Genomic DNA, 13,967 nt, shown 5'->3' with positions numbered 1-13,967 from the left:
GAATGCACGCAGGCGTGAATTTAATCCTTGCGGGTCGGCAATGATTCGCGTAGTCTTGTAAGCGAAGTGTTTTTTATTTAGCTCCGCTGTTCCAGCAGCGGAGTTTTTCTTTTGCTGCATGGCTACGCACCACCCTCAACAGCGCGAGCGCGGGCGAAGTCATCGAGGTCGCTAACCGCGTAGACGACAGAGCGGCCAAGGCGTGAATAACGGGGGCCTTTACCCTTGTAGCGCCAAAATTCGAGCGAGCGCGGGGACAGACCGAGATAAGCAGCGGCCTCAGGGGTCTTGAGAAAAGCCGGGGACATAAAAATTTCCTGCGGATAGTCAAACTATCCGGCAGGAGTTAAAGTCTTCCCGGTTTTATGTCTGGCGGCCTACTGTTGCCGATGTTTTACCAGGTAGCGAACCCGAACCAGCGATTCCTGTCACCCTCATACGCGTGTTTCCTTGCCTAAGGGGCGGTGAGCGACACCACCGGCTTGACTTCGCCGGTACGCATACGATTGAAGTTATTTCACGGCTTACAAAGTCTCTAGCAAAGCGAGAACTTTCGCGCAGTAACTACTGTAGCGGACTGTCAAATGCAGCGCAACTAGACTCGAACCCGCGTTATAGAGTACGTTAAAGATATGAGCACTGCAGCGAAGACGTATATCGAACCGGGGAAAACCTCAATCGACCGAAACACACCGAGGAAGACACCGACCGGCTGGCAACTCGACTGGTCAGTACGACTGCACAACGGGCGGCTTGTACCCAAGCGGTCGAAGGGCAAGACCAAGGGCGAGGTGCGAGCGAGGGCACGACGCAAGGCCGAGGAACTGCTTGCAACGACTTCCACGACCTGGACGCCACGCACGCCAATGACGACGTACATTAACGAGGTCACGCGACCGAAGATTGAAGAATCATCCGACCTCAAGGATCTGTCGAAGCGACGGTATCTCGCATCGCTGAATCTGGTCGCGGCAGAACTCAAGGGGTACAGCGTTTTCGACGCGATGCAGTTCCAAGTGCTTGAAGAGACGCTACAGGCTGTAGCGAAGACACATCCAGGCAGTGTGTCGAGCGCAAGAACTGTACTTTCGAGGTACATCGCCGACGCACTTGTCCGCGCTGGGGTCATCCCAGGAAACCCCATACGGGACGTAAAGCTAGACATTCGAACACAAGGGAAAGACGAGGCGAACGGCCGTAGAACACTTACTTACGGTGAATACGAGCTAGTAATAAAGCACTTATTAACGCGCGACGTAACCGGGCCACTGGTGGAGCCTAAGAAGGGCGGGGCGCGACAATCAACGATTAACGCACATGCACGTATCACGCGGTTAACACTGCTGCAAGCAGTTACAGGCCTGCGCATCTCAGAGGCCAATAGGCTTAAGTGGGGGCACGTGGAAGACGACGGCGAGAACATCATCATCAACGCGACGCGCAACATCGTTAAGGGACGTAAGGGCAAAGAAAAAGGCCGCTATATCCCTATCCTGAGGACCGACGTATCGGACTACTTAAGACAGCACCGCGAGGACGGCGAGCGGTACGTAGTCGGCTCACCAACGACGACGGCGAGACCCTGGGACGCGACCAACGCCGACGACAAGGTACCGGAGCTGTACAAGCAGATTGCCGAGGAGACGGGCGTAGAGATTCTGCGCGACCTTCGCAGTCATTCCTGGCGAGCAACCTTGCACGGGGTGTATGCGGACGTGATGGATGCGAGGACACGGGCGGATATTTTCGGTCACACGGAGCAGGTCGCCGACAAGTACTACAACGATAGGGCGAACGTCGAGGCGCTCATTCGCGCGACCAGACAAGCACGGTCGTAGCGCTCAGTAGCAGTACGTAGAAGTACGTTAAAAAGTACGTTATACGGGTCAGTAACAGTACGTACCCGACAGTAGATGACAGTAGATAAAATCGCGTTGAACTCCTACTACTGCCACATACGTACAGGTACTGAAGTTTCACGTCAAGACCCTGCGTGTCGCGGGTTCGAGCCCGTCAGCCACCCTGAATAGACCCCGCTTTCCGCTTGAGTAGGATGCGGGGTCAACTTTTTGCATTGAGCCACCGCACCCGCGCACCACCAAGCCCCACAACCAGCCGGACTTGAGTATGTTAGCCTTACCTAAACTTAGAGTATGTAGGCTTCTGCCCTCACAGAAGATCTAAGCTCTTGAAGAGATAGCAAGGATAGTGATGACAATGGCTGACCAGGTTAAAGAGGCAGCGCCGAAGCGCAAACCCCGCAAGGCACATGAAGCGACCGTGACTGGCCGCCGCCAAGTATCTCCAGACCTGGTTCGGTTACACATGAGCTCCCCAGCATTCATAGGCAAGGAGCTGGAGTTTACAGATCACTACATCAAGTTGTTGTTCGTGCCAGAAGGTGCCGACTACTCCTGGCCGTTTAATATCGAGCAGATTCGCGCAGAGCAACCGCGCGACAAGCAGCCAATTCTCCGCACCTACACCCTGATCAACGTGAACTCAGAAACCGGGGATTTCGACATCGACTTTGTGTCCCACGGTGATTCCGGCCTGGCTGGCCCTTGGGCACGCAGAGCCGAGGTTGGAGAGAAGCTCGGTTTCCTCGGCCCTGGTGGCGCGTGGGGACCAACCAAAGACTATGAGCACTTTGTGTTCGCCGGCGACGAGTCTGCAGCACCGGCCATCAGCGCTGGCTTGAAGCGGCTTCCCGACGGCGCGACTGCGACTGCATATATCGAGATCGAAGCCGAAGACCGCACGTTTGAACTGCCCACCCGCGATGGCGTGGAAATCACCTGGGTAGTCCGCAATGGCGCTACCCACGGTACTGAGCTATCCCGTGTGGTCCGCGCGGCTGGTATCCCCCAGGAGAAGAAAACCGGATGGTTCATCCACGGAGTCGCCGAAATGATCAAAGAGCTTCGTCGCTTCCTTTTCGTTGAATCCGGGATTCCCAAGGAAGACGTTTCTATCTCTGGCTACTGGCGTATCGGAATGACTGAGGACCAGTGGCAGGCCTCCAAGCGTAATTTCAACGCAGAGATTGAGGCCGAGGAAGAACGAGCTAAGGCCTAACGTTTGTTTTCGCGTTAGACTGCGGCAATGATCGATTTCACCGACACCGCCGACGTCGTTGCTCCCCAGCTTCTGGGCACGGTGCTCACGCACAACGGCGTTTCGGTGCGCATCACGGAGGTCGAGGCTTACCTCGGCGCAGACGATGAGGCCTCTCACACCTTCAACGGCCGCACCCCGCGCAACGCCGCCATGTTCGGCCCGCCCGGCCGCCTCTACGTCTACATGTCCTACGGCATCCACCGGAACGGCAACATCGTCTGCGCGCCCGAAGGAACCGGTCAGGGTTGCTTGCTCCGCGGCGGGGAAGTCATCGACGGAGTAGACCTTGCCTACCAACGCCGGGGCGACACGGAATTTCATAACCTCGCCCGCGGACCGGGAAATTTAGGCAGGGCCCTTGGCTTCAGTATCGCGGACAACGGCACGCCCATTCGCCTTAAACAACGCGATAAGGAACCTGAGTGGGTCCGCGGGCCGCGCATCGGCATCTCAAAGAACCAGGACGCCGCCCTGCGGTTTTGGATTCCCTTTGACAAGACAGTGTCTCGACGCCGCGGTCTGCCGCGCTAGTGCTGCCCGGCCGCTACTGATTAGCGGTAGCGTTGCCTGCAGACCAAGAAGCCCAGTCCATGTTCCAATCACCCAGACCATCGAGCGGGCTCAGCACGCCGCCGCCGGTGTTGGAGACCCTCACAATATCGCCGCGCTTGACCGTATTCTGGAACCACTGAGCGGCCTCGGGGGTTACATTGATACAGCCATGGGACTGGTTATAGCTGCCCAGCGCGCCAACTGCCCACGGAGCTGAGTGGACATAGATACCCGAGTACGACATCTGGGTTGCCCACTGAACATCAGTCCTGTAGCCGCCGGCATCGAGAGCCAGGCCGAAGGTAGTGGAGTCCATAACGAGGGACGGGTACTTGTCACCGATGACATAGGTGCCGTTCGGGGTATCCCACTGACCATCCCTGCCCATCGAAACAGGCAAACGGCGCAGCACTTCACCGTTTTTGAACACCGACATCATCTTCGTGTTGTTGTCGATCAGCGCGATGACGCGGTCACCAATGGTGAAGTTTGTGGAAGCATCCTCACCGCCGTAGATGCCGCCGCCGAGGTTGCGGCCGTACAGGTCGACATCGACGGTCACTTTCGTGCCGGGTTCCCAGTAGTTTTCCGGGCGCCACCGCACTTCCTGGTTGTTGACCCAGTAGAAAGCACCTTCAACGGCAGGCTCGGTCTTGACTGTGATTGCCTCTTCGGCCGCCTTGCGGTCGGTGACGTAGTTTCCGAAACGCACGCCGATAACCTGGCCAACCCCCACCTCAGAATCCGGTATCGGACTCAAGGCCACTTCGGACACGCCTGCTGCCTGCGGGGTGGTGAAGGTGATGGTTTTATGGGTGCCGTCCTTGTCCGTAGCGTCAATGGTGTAGGTGCGGTTATACCCCAGCACTTCTGCACTCTTCCACGTCTTCGAATCAGATGACAGCTCATCGTCCACTTCGATGCCGGCTTCGTTGGTCATTGTCACCGACTTAAGCCCGGCCGGGGACGTAACCTCAACCGGCTTGGAGGGATCGACGTCGCTCGCACCATCCTTGACGGAAAACTTCAGCTGCTTCGCCTTGGCGGCTGCCGACGCCGATGCTTCCGCCGAAGCGCTCGCTTTGACGTCAGCCTCCGATTGGTCAGTGGCCGGACCGGAATCCGCGGCACCACCAATGGTGCAGGCGGTTAAGAGTGAAGCGGTCGCAACGATACTCGAGAGAAGCATTGCGGGACGTGCGGAAGGGAATAGAGAATGCACACAAACCCCTAGCTCATAGAAAGACGCAGACAATAATAAGAGTGCACATAGCCTAACCGCACACGCACCCTACGAACCAGTTAGCGCCACCGCTCTTAACCGTTTCGTTACCCACCCGTCAGACTTCCACACCCGCGACTCTTTGAGAGAAGCATTTAGCCATGGCATTGATCGCAGAAAACACCCATTTACCTGGCGATTTTACCTTTTTACGAAGAGGGTGTTAAAGTTACATCTCGTTGCACGGCAGGCACTGAGGAAATCAGAGCCGGTCAGAAACACCAAGCGCCATTAGCTCAATTGGCAGAGCAACTGACTCTTAATCAGTGGGTTCGGGGTTCAAGTCCCTGATGGCGCACAGTTCAAGCCCCTCACCCCCGTGGTGAGGGGCTTTTCCGATCCTAGCCCAAGACCTCGAGCTGCTGCGTCTTGGGCCGCCACCACGCGGCCTGCGCCGCCGTGAATTCCTTGTGCTCAAAGGTCGAGATTTCATCGAGCGCCCGCATGTACTCCGGCACCATCGCTCGCGGCAGCCGCAGACCCATCGTCAGGTGCGGGGTCCACCGCGGGCCCCTCCCCTCCGGGTTCGAGGCACTGAGGCGGCGCGCGGCGGATTCCAGCTCATCCGTGGTTTCTAAAAGCCACGCCACGGTCTGTTTACTCTTCGTCCCAAAGACCACCGTGCCCACGCGGCGAAAGGCCGCGGGCAGAAGCGGCGGGAGCAGGTTGCGGGCCTCGTCGACGACTGCGGTCTCGAGCGCCGGCGCGAACGTCACCGTAATGTGCGGGCGCTGGTGCTGCACCGGAAAGCCACGCTGAGCCAGGGCAGCATAGACGTCCCGGATGGTGTTTTCATCCTCCGGGGTGAGGTACAACAGGAGGTTTTCGGGCGAATTTCGGCTCACACGGCCCGAGTCTAACTAACCTCCCGCAGCGCCACGACGGGTTGCCCGCAGTGGTCCAGCACATCCGTCTCTACGCCGTAGACCTCGCGCAAGAGCTCCTCCGTGAGCACCTCCCCCGGCGCGCCATGGGCGCAGGCCTTGCCGCCATGGAGCACGACGAGCTGGTCGCACATCCGGGCGGCCAGGTTGATGTCATGAATCGCCACCAACGCGAGGCTTCCTTCCTCCCGAGCTTTTGCCCGCACGCGGCCCAAGACGAAGAGCTGCCGGTTGAGGTCGAGGGCGGAGGTGGGTTCGTCGAGAAGCATGAGCCCAGGGGTCCCCACCAGCATCTGCGCCACGGCGACGAGCTGGCGTTGGCCGCCGGAGAGCTCGTTGAGGTAGCGCTGCGCAATGTCGTCGAGCCCCATGGAGTGCAGGACCGCGGCGGTGCGGGTGATTGGGTCCTCGCACGCTTCGCGCCGCGCCGCAATCAGCACCGCCTCAAACGCGCGCAGCGCCGCGGTGTGTGGCAGGCCCTGCGGCACATAGCCGATGAGCTGGCGGCGCCGCTGTCCGCGCGGGCTCTGGCCGTCGACGCGAAAGTCCACCGTGCCGCCCCGCGCGCGGTGCACGCCGGCGAGCGTCTTGATGGTGGTGGTCTTGCCGGATGCGTTCGGCCCCAGCAGCCCCACGACCTGCCCGCCGCGCAGGGTGGGAAGGCTCAGCCCGTCCACCACCGTGCGCGAGCCATAGCCGGCAGATAGATCGGTGATGGTGAGTTCTACGTCCACAATGCCCTCCTCCGAGTCATGACGATGGCGATGAAGAATGGCACGCCCAGAAGCGAGGTGACGATGCCGATGGGGATGGCCAGCCCGGGCTTAATCAGGAGGCTGAGCGCGTGGGCGGCGCACATCACCGCCGCGCCTGCGGCCATGGAGGCCGGCACGAAGTAACGCTGGTCCTCACCCACCAACATGCGCGCGATGTGCGGGCCCACCAGGCCGATAAAACCGATGATGCCGGCGAAAGCCACGGTGGTGGCCGCGACGAGCGAGACCACGACGAGAACAATCACGCGTAGGCGGGAGGTGTTGATACCGAGGGCGGTGGCGCGGGCGTCACCAAGCCGCAGCGCCGTCAGCCGCCACGACAGCGCTCCCAGGATGGGCAAGGCCACCGCAAGCACGCCGGCCAGCACGGCGTTGGCCTGCCAGCTGGCGCGGGTAAGCGAACCCATGGACCAAAAGACGATCTGCTGGAGAGCCTCGCTGGAAGAGCGGTATTGAATGAGCGCCAGCATGGCTTGGAAGAAGAAGACGAGGCCGATGCCGAGAAGCACCATCGTTTCGGACTTCGCACCGCGGATGACGGCGGCGACGACGATGATGGCCGTGGCCAGCGCCGCCGACAGCCACGCGATGAGCGCGAGGTTGAACTGCGGCTGGGCCAGAAGCTGCCAACGCAACACGATGGCGCTGGCCCCGCCGAAGGCAGCCGCCGCGGAGATTCCGAGGGTAAAGGGCTCCGCCAGCGGATTATCCAGGATGGTCTGCATCTGCGCGCCAGCCAGTGACAGGCTGGCCCCAATAAGCAGCGCCATGACGGCCATAGGCAGGCGCAGGCTCCACAGGACTGTACGCGTTTGCTTGTCGACGCCTCCCGGATCCACCATCCCCCGCAGCACCTGCCCCGGGGTGAGGTCGATGGCGCCAACGATCACGCTAACAACGAATGCGGCGAGCGCTACGCCGATAAGCCCGGCGACGATGGCGATGCGGCGGCGTGTCACGCGGGAGTGCTCGCGTGCCAGGGCCTCCACGGGAAGCACCGCGGTTTCTGCGCGCGTGGTCCGTTCAGGGCTTGCCGAGCGCGCGGTTGAGGTGAGAATGCTCATGACTAGTTGGTGCTGAAGAAGGTTCCGTCGCCGGGGACGGGCGAGTATTTCTCTTGGGCTTCGGCCCATTCTTGCTGGACGTTGACGTCTGCGTAGTCCTCTGGGTGGAGCCACGCGGCGATCTGAAGGAGCGCCAGGTAGTTGAAGGGCGAGTTGTAGAACTGGTGCCACAGGCCGTGGAGGTTGTGCTCCTTGACGGCGGAGAGGTCCTCAAAACCAGGTTGGACGCCGGCCAGCGAAGCGGCGCTGTCGTGGGCATCCTTTTCGCTGATGCCATAGCCGGCGGCAGCGAAACCGGTGTGGCCCTTTGCGTTATCCACTTTGGCGGACCAGTCGCCGCCGGTGGCAATGATCATGTCGGGATCGGCGTCGATGACCTTCTCCGGGGTCAGCGCGCCGGACTCACCCTCGATGATGCCGTCTGCCACGTTCTTTCCACCGGCGACGTTGACCAGCTCAGAAATGTTGGAGTCATTCCACGAGCCGCAACAGTCGGAGACACCCGCTGCGCGCCACACGAAGGTGGAGGGCTTGTCCTGTGCTTTCGTGGCACGCTCGGTCACCAGGTCCACGTTCTTTTGCCAGTCCGCGATGAACTCCTCCGCGCGCTCCTCGTGGCCGAAGATATCGGCGAAGATTTCCATGGTGGGAATGGTGTTCTCCAAGGGCTTGGCGCGGAAGTCCGTGACGGCATAGGTCAGGCCGGCCTGATCCAGCTTGTCGGTGAGCCCAGCGGTCTGGGAGGCCTCGTACTGATCCTTGGAGAGCACGATGAGGTCCGGGTCGAGGCTGATGAGCTCCTCCACAGTGACATCGCCCTTGGTGAAGCCGCCGATTTCCGGCAGCTCGTTGACCTTGGGCGCGGTCTTTTCCAGCTCGCGGTAGTAGTCGGGCACATTCTGCTTCAGGTCCGATCCGATGGCCACGACCTTGTCCAGCGGGTCTTCCTTGTTGAGGATGCCGGTGGCAAAGACGCTGCGGCCTTCTCCCAGGATGACGCGTTCCGGCGCGTGGTCCAGCTCCACCTGGCGGCCGGCAAGGTCTGTGAAACTCACAGCGGCAGTCCCCTGCGCTCCCGTGGCCTGCTCGCTGCCGGCATCGGCATTGTCGGAGGCACAGCCCGCCAGCGCGCTGGCCAGCGCCGCCACCATGGCGCACGCCCCTACTACTCGCCCGGCGCGCGGACGGGATGCCTGGCCTGCAGGCGTCGATACGTGAAGCACGATTTCTCCTTCAAACTTTGGTCTTATGGTCTGTTCGGAGGTTCATACTACACAGACAGGTAAGGCTACCCAAAGCCTGCATAGAGTAGGCAATGCTTCCAGTAACGCATGCGGAGCGCAAAAATGCCCCACCCCGGGGTATTTCCCAAGGCAGGGCCTCTAGGTATGCAGTCGCGCCCAACGGCGCTAACCGGCTCTAGCGACGCTCAGCGAGCAGGCGCTGCAGTTCCTTGATATCGGACTTGCGGCGCTTGGAGCGGAAAACGGAGAAAGCGATAAGGCCTACGACGGCTGCACCAACGCCGGCGAGCGCCATCTGCACATTGCGCTCCTGCAGCTTCTGGGTTGCCGCGCCCTTAGCGTCCTCGACGAAGTTCTGCGGCTTGCTGCGATCAGCCAGCTCATCCAAGGTGCTAGCCAGCTGACGGCGGGTGCGCTCGATGTCGCGCTGGATATCATCAATGTTGCGTGCCACGTGAATCTCCTGAATTTGGCTTCGTTCGGTGTTGCTGCGGTTAGTGTCTTTCTAACCGTTGTGGTTCTAACGTCGACATTCTACATTGACCGCCAGCTCCCCTGCAGAGTTGGCCAACGTTTGTTTCACCCTCGGTGGCGTAGATACGCCAGATAGCCTCCCCGTAGGGCACGGTAAGGTAGACAGCATGACTGAAGCACAACGACTGTCCGTAGGAGACAAGGCTCCCGCTTTTTCCTTGAGCGATGATGCCGGCAACACCGTAAGTCTGAGTGACTATGCTGGCCAGCGCGTCGTGGTTTACTTCTACCCGCGCGCCAACACCCCTGGCTGCACGAAGGAAGCCTGCGACTTCCGCGACAGCCTGGAGCAGCTCAATGACATGAACATCGCCGTGGTGGGAATCTCCCCTGACAAGCCCGAGGCACTGGCAAAGTTCCGCGAGGACCACGAGCTGAACTTCCCGTTGCTGTCTGACCCCGACAAGGAAGTCATGACAGCTTATGCCGCTTTCGGCGAGAAGAAGAACTACGGCAAAATCGTCCAAGGCGTTATCCGCTCTACCTTCCTTGTAGAAGAGGACGGCACGATCGGCCAAGCCATGTACAACGTCAAGGCCACCGGCCACGTCGCCCGCGTGCTTAAGGGGCTCAACTAAACCGTGGAATCCAGCTCGAAGTCACCGGAGATTCTGGTCCCGAGGCGTCGCCCAGCGCAGGCGCGCAGCCGGGCCAAGTATGACCGGATCTTGTCCTGCGCGCGGGAGACGCTCGTGGACTACGGCTTCGAGTCCTTTACTTTCGACGAGGTCTCGCGCCGCGCGGAAGTGCCGATTGGCACGCTCTACCAGTACTTCGCCAACAAGTACGTGCTGATCTGCGAGCTCGACCGCCAAGACACCGCGGAGATGTTGGCTGAGGTTGAGCGCTTTTCCCAGCGCGTTCCGGCCCTGCAATGGCCGGACTTCCTCGAAGAATTCATCGACCGCATGGCTCGTGTTTGGCGCAACGACCCCTCGCGCCGAGCGGTGTGGCATGCCGTGCAGTCCACACCCGCGACCCGCGCCACGGCCGCCGACACGGAGCTCAGCCTGCTCAAGCCCATCGCGGAAATCATCGAGCCTCTTGCCCAGGGCATGGACGCCGACGCCCGCGTGGAGATCGCCGCCTTCCTCGTCCACACCGTGGTCTCCCTGCTCAACTACAGCACCATGCGCTCCGAGGAAAGCTTTGATGGCGTGGTGGAAGAGATTAAGCGCATGCTCATCGCCTACCTCTTCGCCATCGCCACGAGCGCCTAGCCACACCCAGCGAAGCCAGGGGCGCCCAGGCGCGTTTAGCGCGAAAGGTACACAATGGCGGTGGCGTAATCGCCATCGTGGCTGATGGACAGCGCAGTTGAAAAATCCCCCAAAGACTCCCGCGCGAGGCGGGCAATCTCACCACGCAACTCGAGTGCTACTCGCCCCCACGCATCCGGGCGAACCTCAATCTCCGCCCAGTCCACGGCTTCCTCTGCGATGACCGGCGGGTGCGCGTAGAGCGCTTGCGACCACGCCTTGATGAAGGCCTCCTTCGCCGCCCAGCGCCCCGCCAGGTGCTGCGCGCGGGCAGCACCGCTCAGCCCCCGGGCCTGCGCCACGCGCAATTCGGAGGCGCTGAAAACCTGCGCGAAGCGCGTGCCGGGAACCTCCAGCTGCTGGGCAAAGGACGGAATGTGCACCAGGTCGGTGCCCACGCTCACGCCACTTTTTGTCATGCGGGCAAGCTTAGCGTGCCAGCTCCTGTTTGAGCTCCTCCAGCTCGTCGCCGCCCGCCATCCACTGGGTCAGCTCCGGCAACGTGACCTCCTCCTTGGAGGCGTCCAGCGACATCTGCCCCACCGTGAGCACGATGAAGTGATCGCCCACGAGGTAGGCGTGCTGCGGGTTGTGCGTAATGAAGACCACGCCCATGCCGCGTTCGCGGGCGGCGTCGATAAAGCGCAGCACCATGCCCGACTGCTTCACGCCGAGTGCTGCGGTGGGCTCGTCCAGGATGATGTAGCGCGCGCCGAAGTAGATGGCGCGGGCAATCGCCACCACCTGGCGCTGACCGCCGGAGAGCGCGGAGAGTTCCACGGAGACGTCGCCAAGCTCAATGCCCATTTCGGACAGCTGCTCGTGCGTAATGCGCTTCATCTCTTCCTCGCGCAAGCTCCCCAACGCCCCGGTGAGCTCCTGTCCCAAGAAAAAGTTGCGCCACACCGACAGCGAAGGAACCAGCGCCAAGTCCTGGTACACGGTGGCGATACCGGCGTCGAGGGAATCGCGGGGGCTGGTGAAGTTCACCTCTTCCCCATCGACGGTGATGGTGCCGCCGGTGGGCTGGTTGAGGCCGGCCAGAATCTTGATCAGCGTGGACTTGCCCGCGCCGTTATCACCCAGCACGCAGGTCACCGCGCCCTCTTTCACAGAGAGGTTGATGCCGCGCAGGGCGTGGAAGTTGCCGAAGGTTTGGGACATATCGTGCAGCTCAATCATGGTTATCGCTTCCTCGTAAAGTTGGCCACCGAGGTGTTCGTAAGCACGGCAAAGAGCAGCATGGCGCCGAGGAAGAACTTGAACCAGTCGGGGTTCCAGCCGGCGTACACGATGCCCTGGTTGGTCATGCCGAAGATAAGCGCGCCGATGGCGGTGCCTACCGCGGTACCGCGCCCGCCGGTCATGGAGCAGCCGCCAATGACCGCGGCGATGATGTAGAGGAACTCGTTACCAATGCCCTGGCCGGCCTGGATGGAGTCGAAGGCAAAGAGGGTGTGCATGCCCACGAACCACGCCGCGAAGCCGACGAGCATGAACAGCGCCACCTTGACGCGGCGCACGGGAACGCCGACGGCGCGGGCGGCTTCATCATCGCCACCAACGGCGAAGATCCAGTTTCCCCAGCGCGTCTTGTACAGCACCCACGAGGCGATGGCGACAAAGAGGATCCACCAGATGACGGTGGCGCGGATGCTCAAACCACCGATGTGGATGGTGCCGGCAAAAATGACGCGGGCGGAGCCGAACCCCTCCATGTCAGCGATGGTCGGGGTGGCCACCTGGCCGGTCACCAGCTTGGTAATCGCCAGGTTAAGGCCCTGCAGCATGAGGAAAGCCGCCAGCGTAATAAGGAAGGAGTCGATCTTTGTGCGCACCACAAGGAAGCCGTTGAGCGCGCCGATGGCCAGGGCGGTCAACAAGGATAGGCCCACGCCCACCCACGAGTTGAGGTGGAAGTTGTAGTTGAGCATGGTGGCCACAAGCGCCGCGGACGTCACCGCCACACCGGAGGACAAATCAAACTCATTACCAATCATGAGCAGGCCCACCGCCAAGGCCACGATGCCCAGCGTGGAGCTGGCATAAAGCACCGTAGAGAAGGCCTCCACCGAGCGGAAGGCGGGCGCCACGATCATGAAGAGGACGAAGATGACCACCGCGCCGAGCAGACTGGCCAGCTCCGGGCGGCGGATGAGGCGCGCGAAGCCGCTGCGGCGGGTCAGGCGGGTATCGGAAGGGCTGGATAGCGCCTCGTCTGATGCAGTCGTGGTTTCGCTCATCGCAGACCTTCCTTAGCGGATTCGGAGATGATGTCCACGTTGGTGGAATCCACGAAGGAGGGGCCGGTATAAACCGGGCGGCCGCCGCCCATGGTGGATCCGTTGCGGTGTGCCAGCCACAGCGAGTCGACGGCGAGGTAGCCCTGCATATAGGGCTGCTGGTCGACGGCCCACTGAATGCGCTTATCCGCGATGGCTCCGACAAGCTCGGCGTTGGTGTCGAAAGTGGAGACCTTGGCCTTGGAGGAGGCGTCGGCAACCGCGTCGGCGGAGCGCATAGCCACGGAGGCCTGCAGCGCCATCACCCAGTCGATGGAGGGATCCTGGCTCAGCTTCGCGTTAATGGTGGACTGCGCGGCAGTCAGATCCTTGCCGTTGACGTACAGAAGCTCAACCTTGCCGTTGTCCAGCCCTTTCTTCACGCCGGCGCAGCGCGACTCCTGCGAGGAGTTGCCTTGCTCGTGGATAACGCACAAGACGTGCTTGGCGCCCTCATCCTTGAGGCGCTCGCCGGCCTTGGTGCCGGCCACTTTTTCCTCTTGGCCGAAGAAGGCGCTCATTCCATACTTCTGGTAATCATCCATGCCGGCGTTAAGCCCCACGGTCGGGATGCCGGCATCGGAAGCCTTCTTGGCCACAGGCCCAATCGCACCAGAGTTGGGCATGGTCACGGCGATGCCATCCACGCCGGAGTCGATGGCGGACTGCACCAGGTTTGCCTGGTTGGGCGCTTCCGGGTCCGAGGAGTAGCGCAGCTCGATATTGTCCTTGCGGGCGGCATCCTCCGCGCCCTTGCGCACGAGGTCCCAGTAGGTATCCCCCGGCGCGCCGTGGGAGATCATGGCGACGACAAGGCGCTCGGTGTCGACGCCACCGGCTAGCTCGCCGTCAGCGTCGGGGCGGGGCGCGCCACCGGTGGCCGAACATGCAGTAAGCACGGCGGCGGCAGCGACCGAGATGAGACCTAGCAGTGGTTTCTTAGCATTTTTCACCCTTGCATGGTGCCCCA

16 protein-coding genes and 1 tRNA gene are annotated in these 13,967 nt (G+C 61.3%); 6 read left to right on the top strand and 11 right to left on the bottom strand.

The features are described from left to right. Window positions 1-122: 122 nt before the first annotated feature. Complete coding sequence (locus tag HMPREF2967_RS05630) at window positions 123-308, bottom strand: helix-turn-helix transcriptional regulator (RefSeq protein ID WP_070624967.1); 186 nt, start codon at window positions 306-308, stop codon at window positions 123-125. 324 nt (window positions 309-632) lie between these two features. On the opposite strand from HMPREF2967_RS05630, the gene HMPREF2967_RS05625 reads away from it, so the two are divergent. From HMPREF2967_RS05625 to HMPREF2967_RS05615, 3 genes are all read left to right on the top strand, one after another. Next, a complete protein-coding gene (locus HMPREF2967_RS05625) occupies window positions 633-1,838 on the top strand; it encodes a tyrosine-type recombinase/integrase (protein WP_232770676.1) in 1,206 nt (401 codons plus the stop codon). A 379-nt stretch (window positions 1,839-2,217) separates the two neighbouring features. Further along, a complete protein-coding gene (locus tag HMPREF2967_RS05620; RefSeq protein WP_070562193.1) occupies window positions 2,218-3,078 on the top strand; it encodes a siderophore-interacting protein in 861 nt (286 codons plus the stop codon). Window positions 3,079-3,105: 27 nt separating this feature from the next. After that, the gene (locus HMPREF2967_RS05615; RefSeq protein WP_070562190.1) at window positions 3,106-3,651 is read left to right on the top strand and encodes a DNA-3-methyladenine glycosylase; all 546 of its coding nucleotides are present in this window, start codon (window positions 3,106-3,108) and stop codon (window positions 3,649-3,651) included. Between the two features lie 13 nt (window positions 3,652-3,664). Here HMPREF2967_RS05615 and HMPREF2967_RS05610 read toward each other — a convergent pair whose 3' ends face one another. Further along, window positions 3,665-4,861, bottom strand: a complete 1,197-nt coding sequence (locus HMPREF2967_RS05610; protein ID WP_198531024.1) for a L,D-transpeptidase — start codon at window positions 4,859-4,861, stop codon at window positions 3,665-3,667. A gap of 318 nt (window positions 4,862-5,179) precedes the next feature. Between HMPREF2967_RS05610 and HMPREF2967_RS05605 the strand changes: the two genes are divergently transcribed. Then, window positions 5,180-5,252: transfer RNA gene (locus tag HMPREF2967_RS05605), tRNA-Lys, on the top strand. Between the two features lie 43 nt (window positions 5,253-5,295). Here the strand turns inward: HMPREF2967_RS05605 and HMPREF2967_RS05600 are convergent. The 5 genes from HMPREF2967_RS05600 to HMPREF2967_RS05580 all read right to left on the bottom strand — a co-directional run bounded on the left by HMPREF2967_RS05600 (window position 5,296) and on the right by HMPREF2967_RS05580 (window position 9,376). Beyond that, entirely contained in the window at window positions 5,296-5,799 is a 504-nt protein-coding gene (locus HMPREF2967_RS05600; protein ID WP_070561406.1) for a 2'-5' RNA ligase, read from the bottom strand. An 11-nt stretch (window positions 5,800-5,810) separates the two neighbouring features. Next, window positions 5,811-6,572 carry an ABC transporter ATP-binding protein gene (locus HMPREF2967_RS05595; protein ID WP_070683762.1) on the bottom strand — a complete coding sequence of 254 codons (762 nt, stop codon included), beginning with the start codon at window positions 6,570-6,572 and terminating at the stop codon, window positions 5,811-5,813. Further along, a complete protein-coding gene (locus HMPREF2967_RS05590) occupies window positions 6,563-7,678 on the bottom strand; it encodes a FecCD family ABC transporter permease (protein WP_232770674.1) in 1,116 nt (371 codons plus the stop codon). Before HMPREF2967_RS05590 ends, HMPREF2967_RS05595 begins: the two co-directional genes overlap by 10 nt. A gap of 2 nt (window positions 7,679-7,680) precedes the next feature. Then, a complete protein-coding gene (locus HMPREF2967_RS05585) occupies window positions 7,681-8,829 on the bottom strand; it encodes an ABC transporter substrate-binding protein (protein WP_070685390.1) in 1,149 nt (382 codons plus the stop codon). 268 nt (window positions 8,830-9,097) lie between these two features. Beyond that, entirely contained in the window at window positions 9,098-9,376 is a 279-nt protein-coding gene (locus HMPREF2967_RS05580) for a DUF3618 domain-containing protein (protein ID WP_010191207.1), read from the bottom strand. A gap of 187 nt (window positions 9,377-9,563) precedes the next feature. Here HMPREF2967_RS05580 and bcp point away from each other — a divergent pair, with 187 nt between their 5' ends. Together bcp and HMPREF2967_RS05570 are read left to right on the top strand one after the other, a co-directional pair. Further along, a complete protein-coding gene (bcp, locus tag HMPREF2967_RS05575; protein WP_070522333.1) occupies window positions 9,564-10,034 on the top strand; it encodes a thioredoxin-dependent thiol peroxidase in 471 nt (156 codons plus the stop codon). 3 nt (window positions 10,035-10,037) lie between these two features. After that, a complete protein-coding gene (locus HMPREF2967_RS05570; RefSeq protein ID WP_070522336.1) occupies window positions 10,038-10,676 on the top strand; it encodes a TetR family transcriptional regulator in 639 nt (212 codons plus the stop codon). Between the two features lie 35 nt (window positions 10,677-10,711). Here the strand turns inward: HMPREF2967_RS05570 and HMPREF2967_RS05565 are convergent, their stop codons facing one another. The 4 genes from HMPREF2967_RS05565 to HMPREF2967_RS05550 are packed head-to-tail and all read right to left on the bottom strand — an operon-like array spanning window position 10,712 to window position 13,950. Next, window positions 10,712-11,134, bottom strand: a complete 423-nt coding sequence (locus tag HMPREF2967_RS05565; RefSeq protein ID WP_070685388.1) for a holo-ACP synthase AcpS — start codon at window positions 11,132-11,134, stop codon at window positions 10,712-10,714. Window positions 11,135-11,144: 10 nt separating this feature from the next. Further along, the gene (locus HMPREF2967_RS05560) at window positions 11,145-11,897 is read right to left on the bottom strand and encodes an ATP-binding cassette domain-containing protein (RefSeq protein WP_070685386.1); all 753 of its coding nucleotides are present in this window, start codon (window positions 11,895-11,897) and stop codon (window positions 11,145-11,147) included. Between the two features lie 2 nt (window positions 11,898-11,899). After that, window positions 11,900-12,958: an ABC transporter permease gene (locus tag HMPREF2967_RS05555; RefSeq protein ID WP_070685384.1), complete on the bottom strand. Its 1,059-nt coding sequence runs from the start codon at window positions 12,956-12,958 to the stop codon at window positions 11,900-11,902. Continuing rightward, window positions 12,955-13,950, bottom strand: coding sequence for a substrate-binding domain-containing protein (locus HMPREF2967_RS05550; protein WP_070522495.1), 996 nt, complete (start codon window positions 13,948-13,950; stop codon window positions 12,955-12,957). Before HMPREF2967_RS05550 ends, HMPREF2967_RS05555 begins: the two co-directional genes overlap by 4 nt. Window positions 13,951-13,967: the final 17 nt, after the last annotated feature.

The organism is Corynebacterium sp. HMSC059E07 (genome assembly GCF_001814395.1).
Classification (GTDB): domain Bacteria; phylum Actinomycetota; class Actinomycetes; order Mycobacteriales; family Mycobacteriaceae; genus Corynebacterium; species Corynebacterium hesseae.
This window is presented reverse-complemented; position numbering and strand designations above follow the sequence as displayed.

Excerpts from the sequence above, each read along its gene's own strand:
- HMPREF2967_RS05630 (WP_070624967.1), bottom strand. The coding sequence starts at position 308 with ATGTCCCCGGCTTTTCTCAAGACCCCTGAGGCCGCTGCTTATCTCGGT.
- HMPREF2967_RS05625 (WP_232770676.1), top strand. The coding sequence starts at position 633 with ATGAGCACTGCAGCGAAGACGTATATCGAACCGGGGAAAACCTCAATC.
- HMPREF2967_RS05620 (WP_070562193.1), top strand. The coding sequence starts at position 2,218 with ATGGCTGACCAGGTTAAAGAGGCAGCGCCGAAGCGCAAACCCCGCAAG.
- HMPREF2967_RS05615 (WP_070562190.1), top strand. The coding sequence starts at position 3,106 with ATGATCGATTTCACCGACACCGCCGACGTCGTTGCTCCCCAGCTTCTG.
- HMPREF2967_RS05610 (WP_198531024.1), bottom strand. The coding sequence starts at position 4,861 with ATGCTTCTCTCGAGTATCGTTGCGACCGCTTCACTCTTAACCGCCTGC.
- HMPREF2967_RS05590 (WP_232770674.1), bottom strand. The coding sequence starts at position 7,678 with ATGAGCATTCTCACCTCAACCGCGCGCTCGGCAAGCCCTGAACGGACC.
- HMPREF2967_RS05585 (WP_070685390.1), bottom strand. The coding sequence starts at position 8,829 with ATGGTGGCGGCGCTGGCCAGCGCGCTGGCGGGCTGTGCCTCCGACAAT.
- bcp (WP_070522333.1), top strand. The coding sequence starts at position 9,564 with ATGACTGAAGCACAACGACTGTCCGTAGGAGACAAGGCTCCCGCTTTT.
- HMPREF2967_RS05565 (WP_070685388.1), bottom strand. The coding sequence starts at position 11,134 with ATGACAAAAAGTGGCGTGAGCGTGGGCACCGACCTGGTGCACATTCCG.
- HMPREF2967_RS05560 (WP_070685386.1), bottom strand. The coding sequence starts at position 11,897 with ATGATTGAGCTGCACGATATGTCCCAAACCTTCGGCAACTTCCACGCC.
- HMPREF2967_RS05555 (WP_070685384.1), bottom strand. The coding sequence starts at position 12,958 with ATGAGCGAAACCACGACTGCATCAGACGAGGCGCTATCCAGCCCTTCC.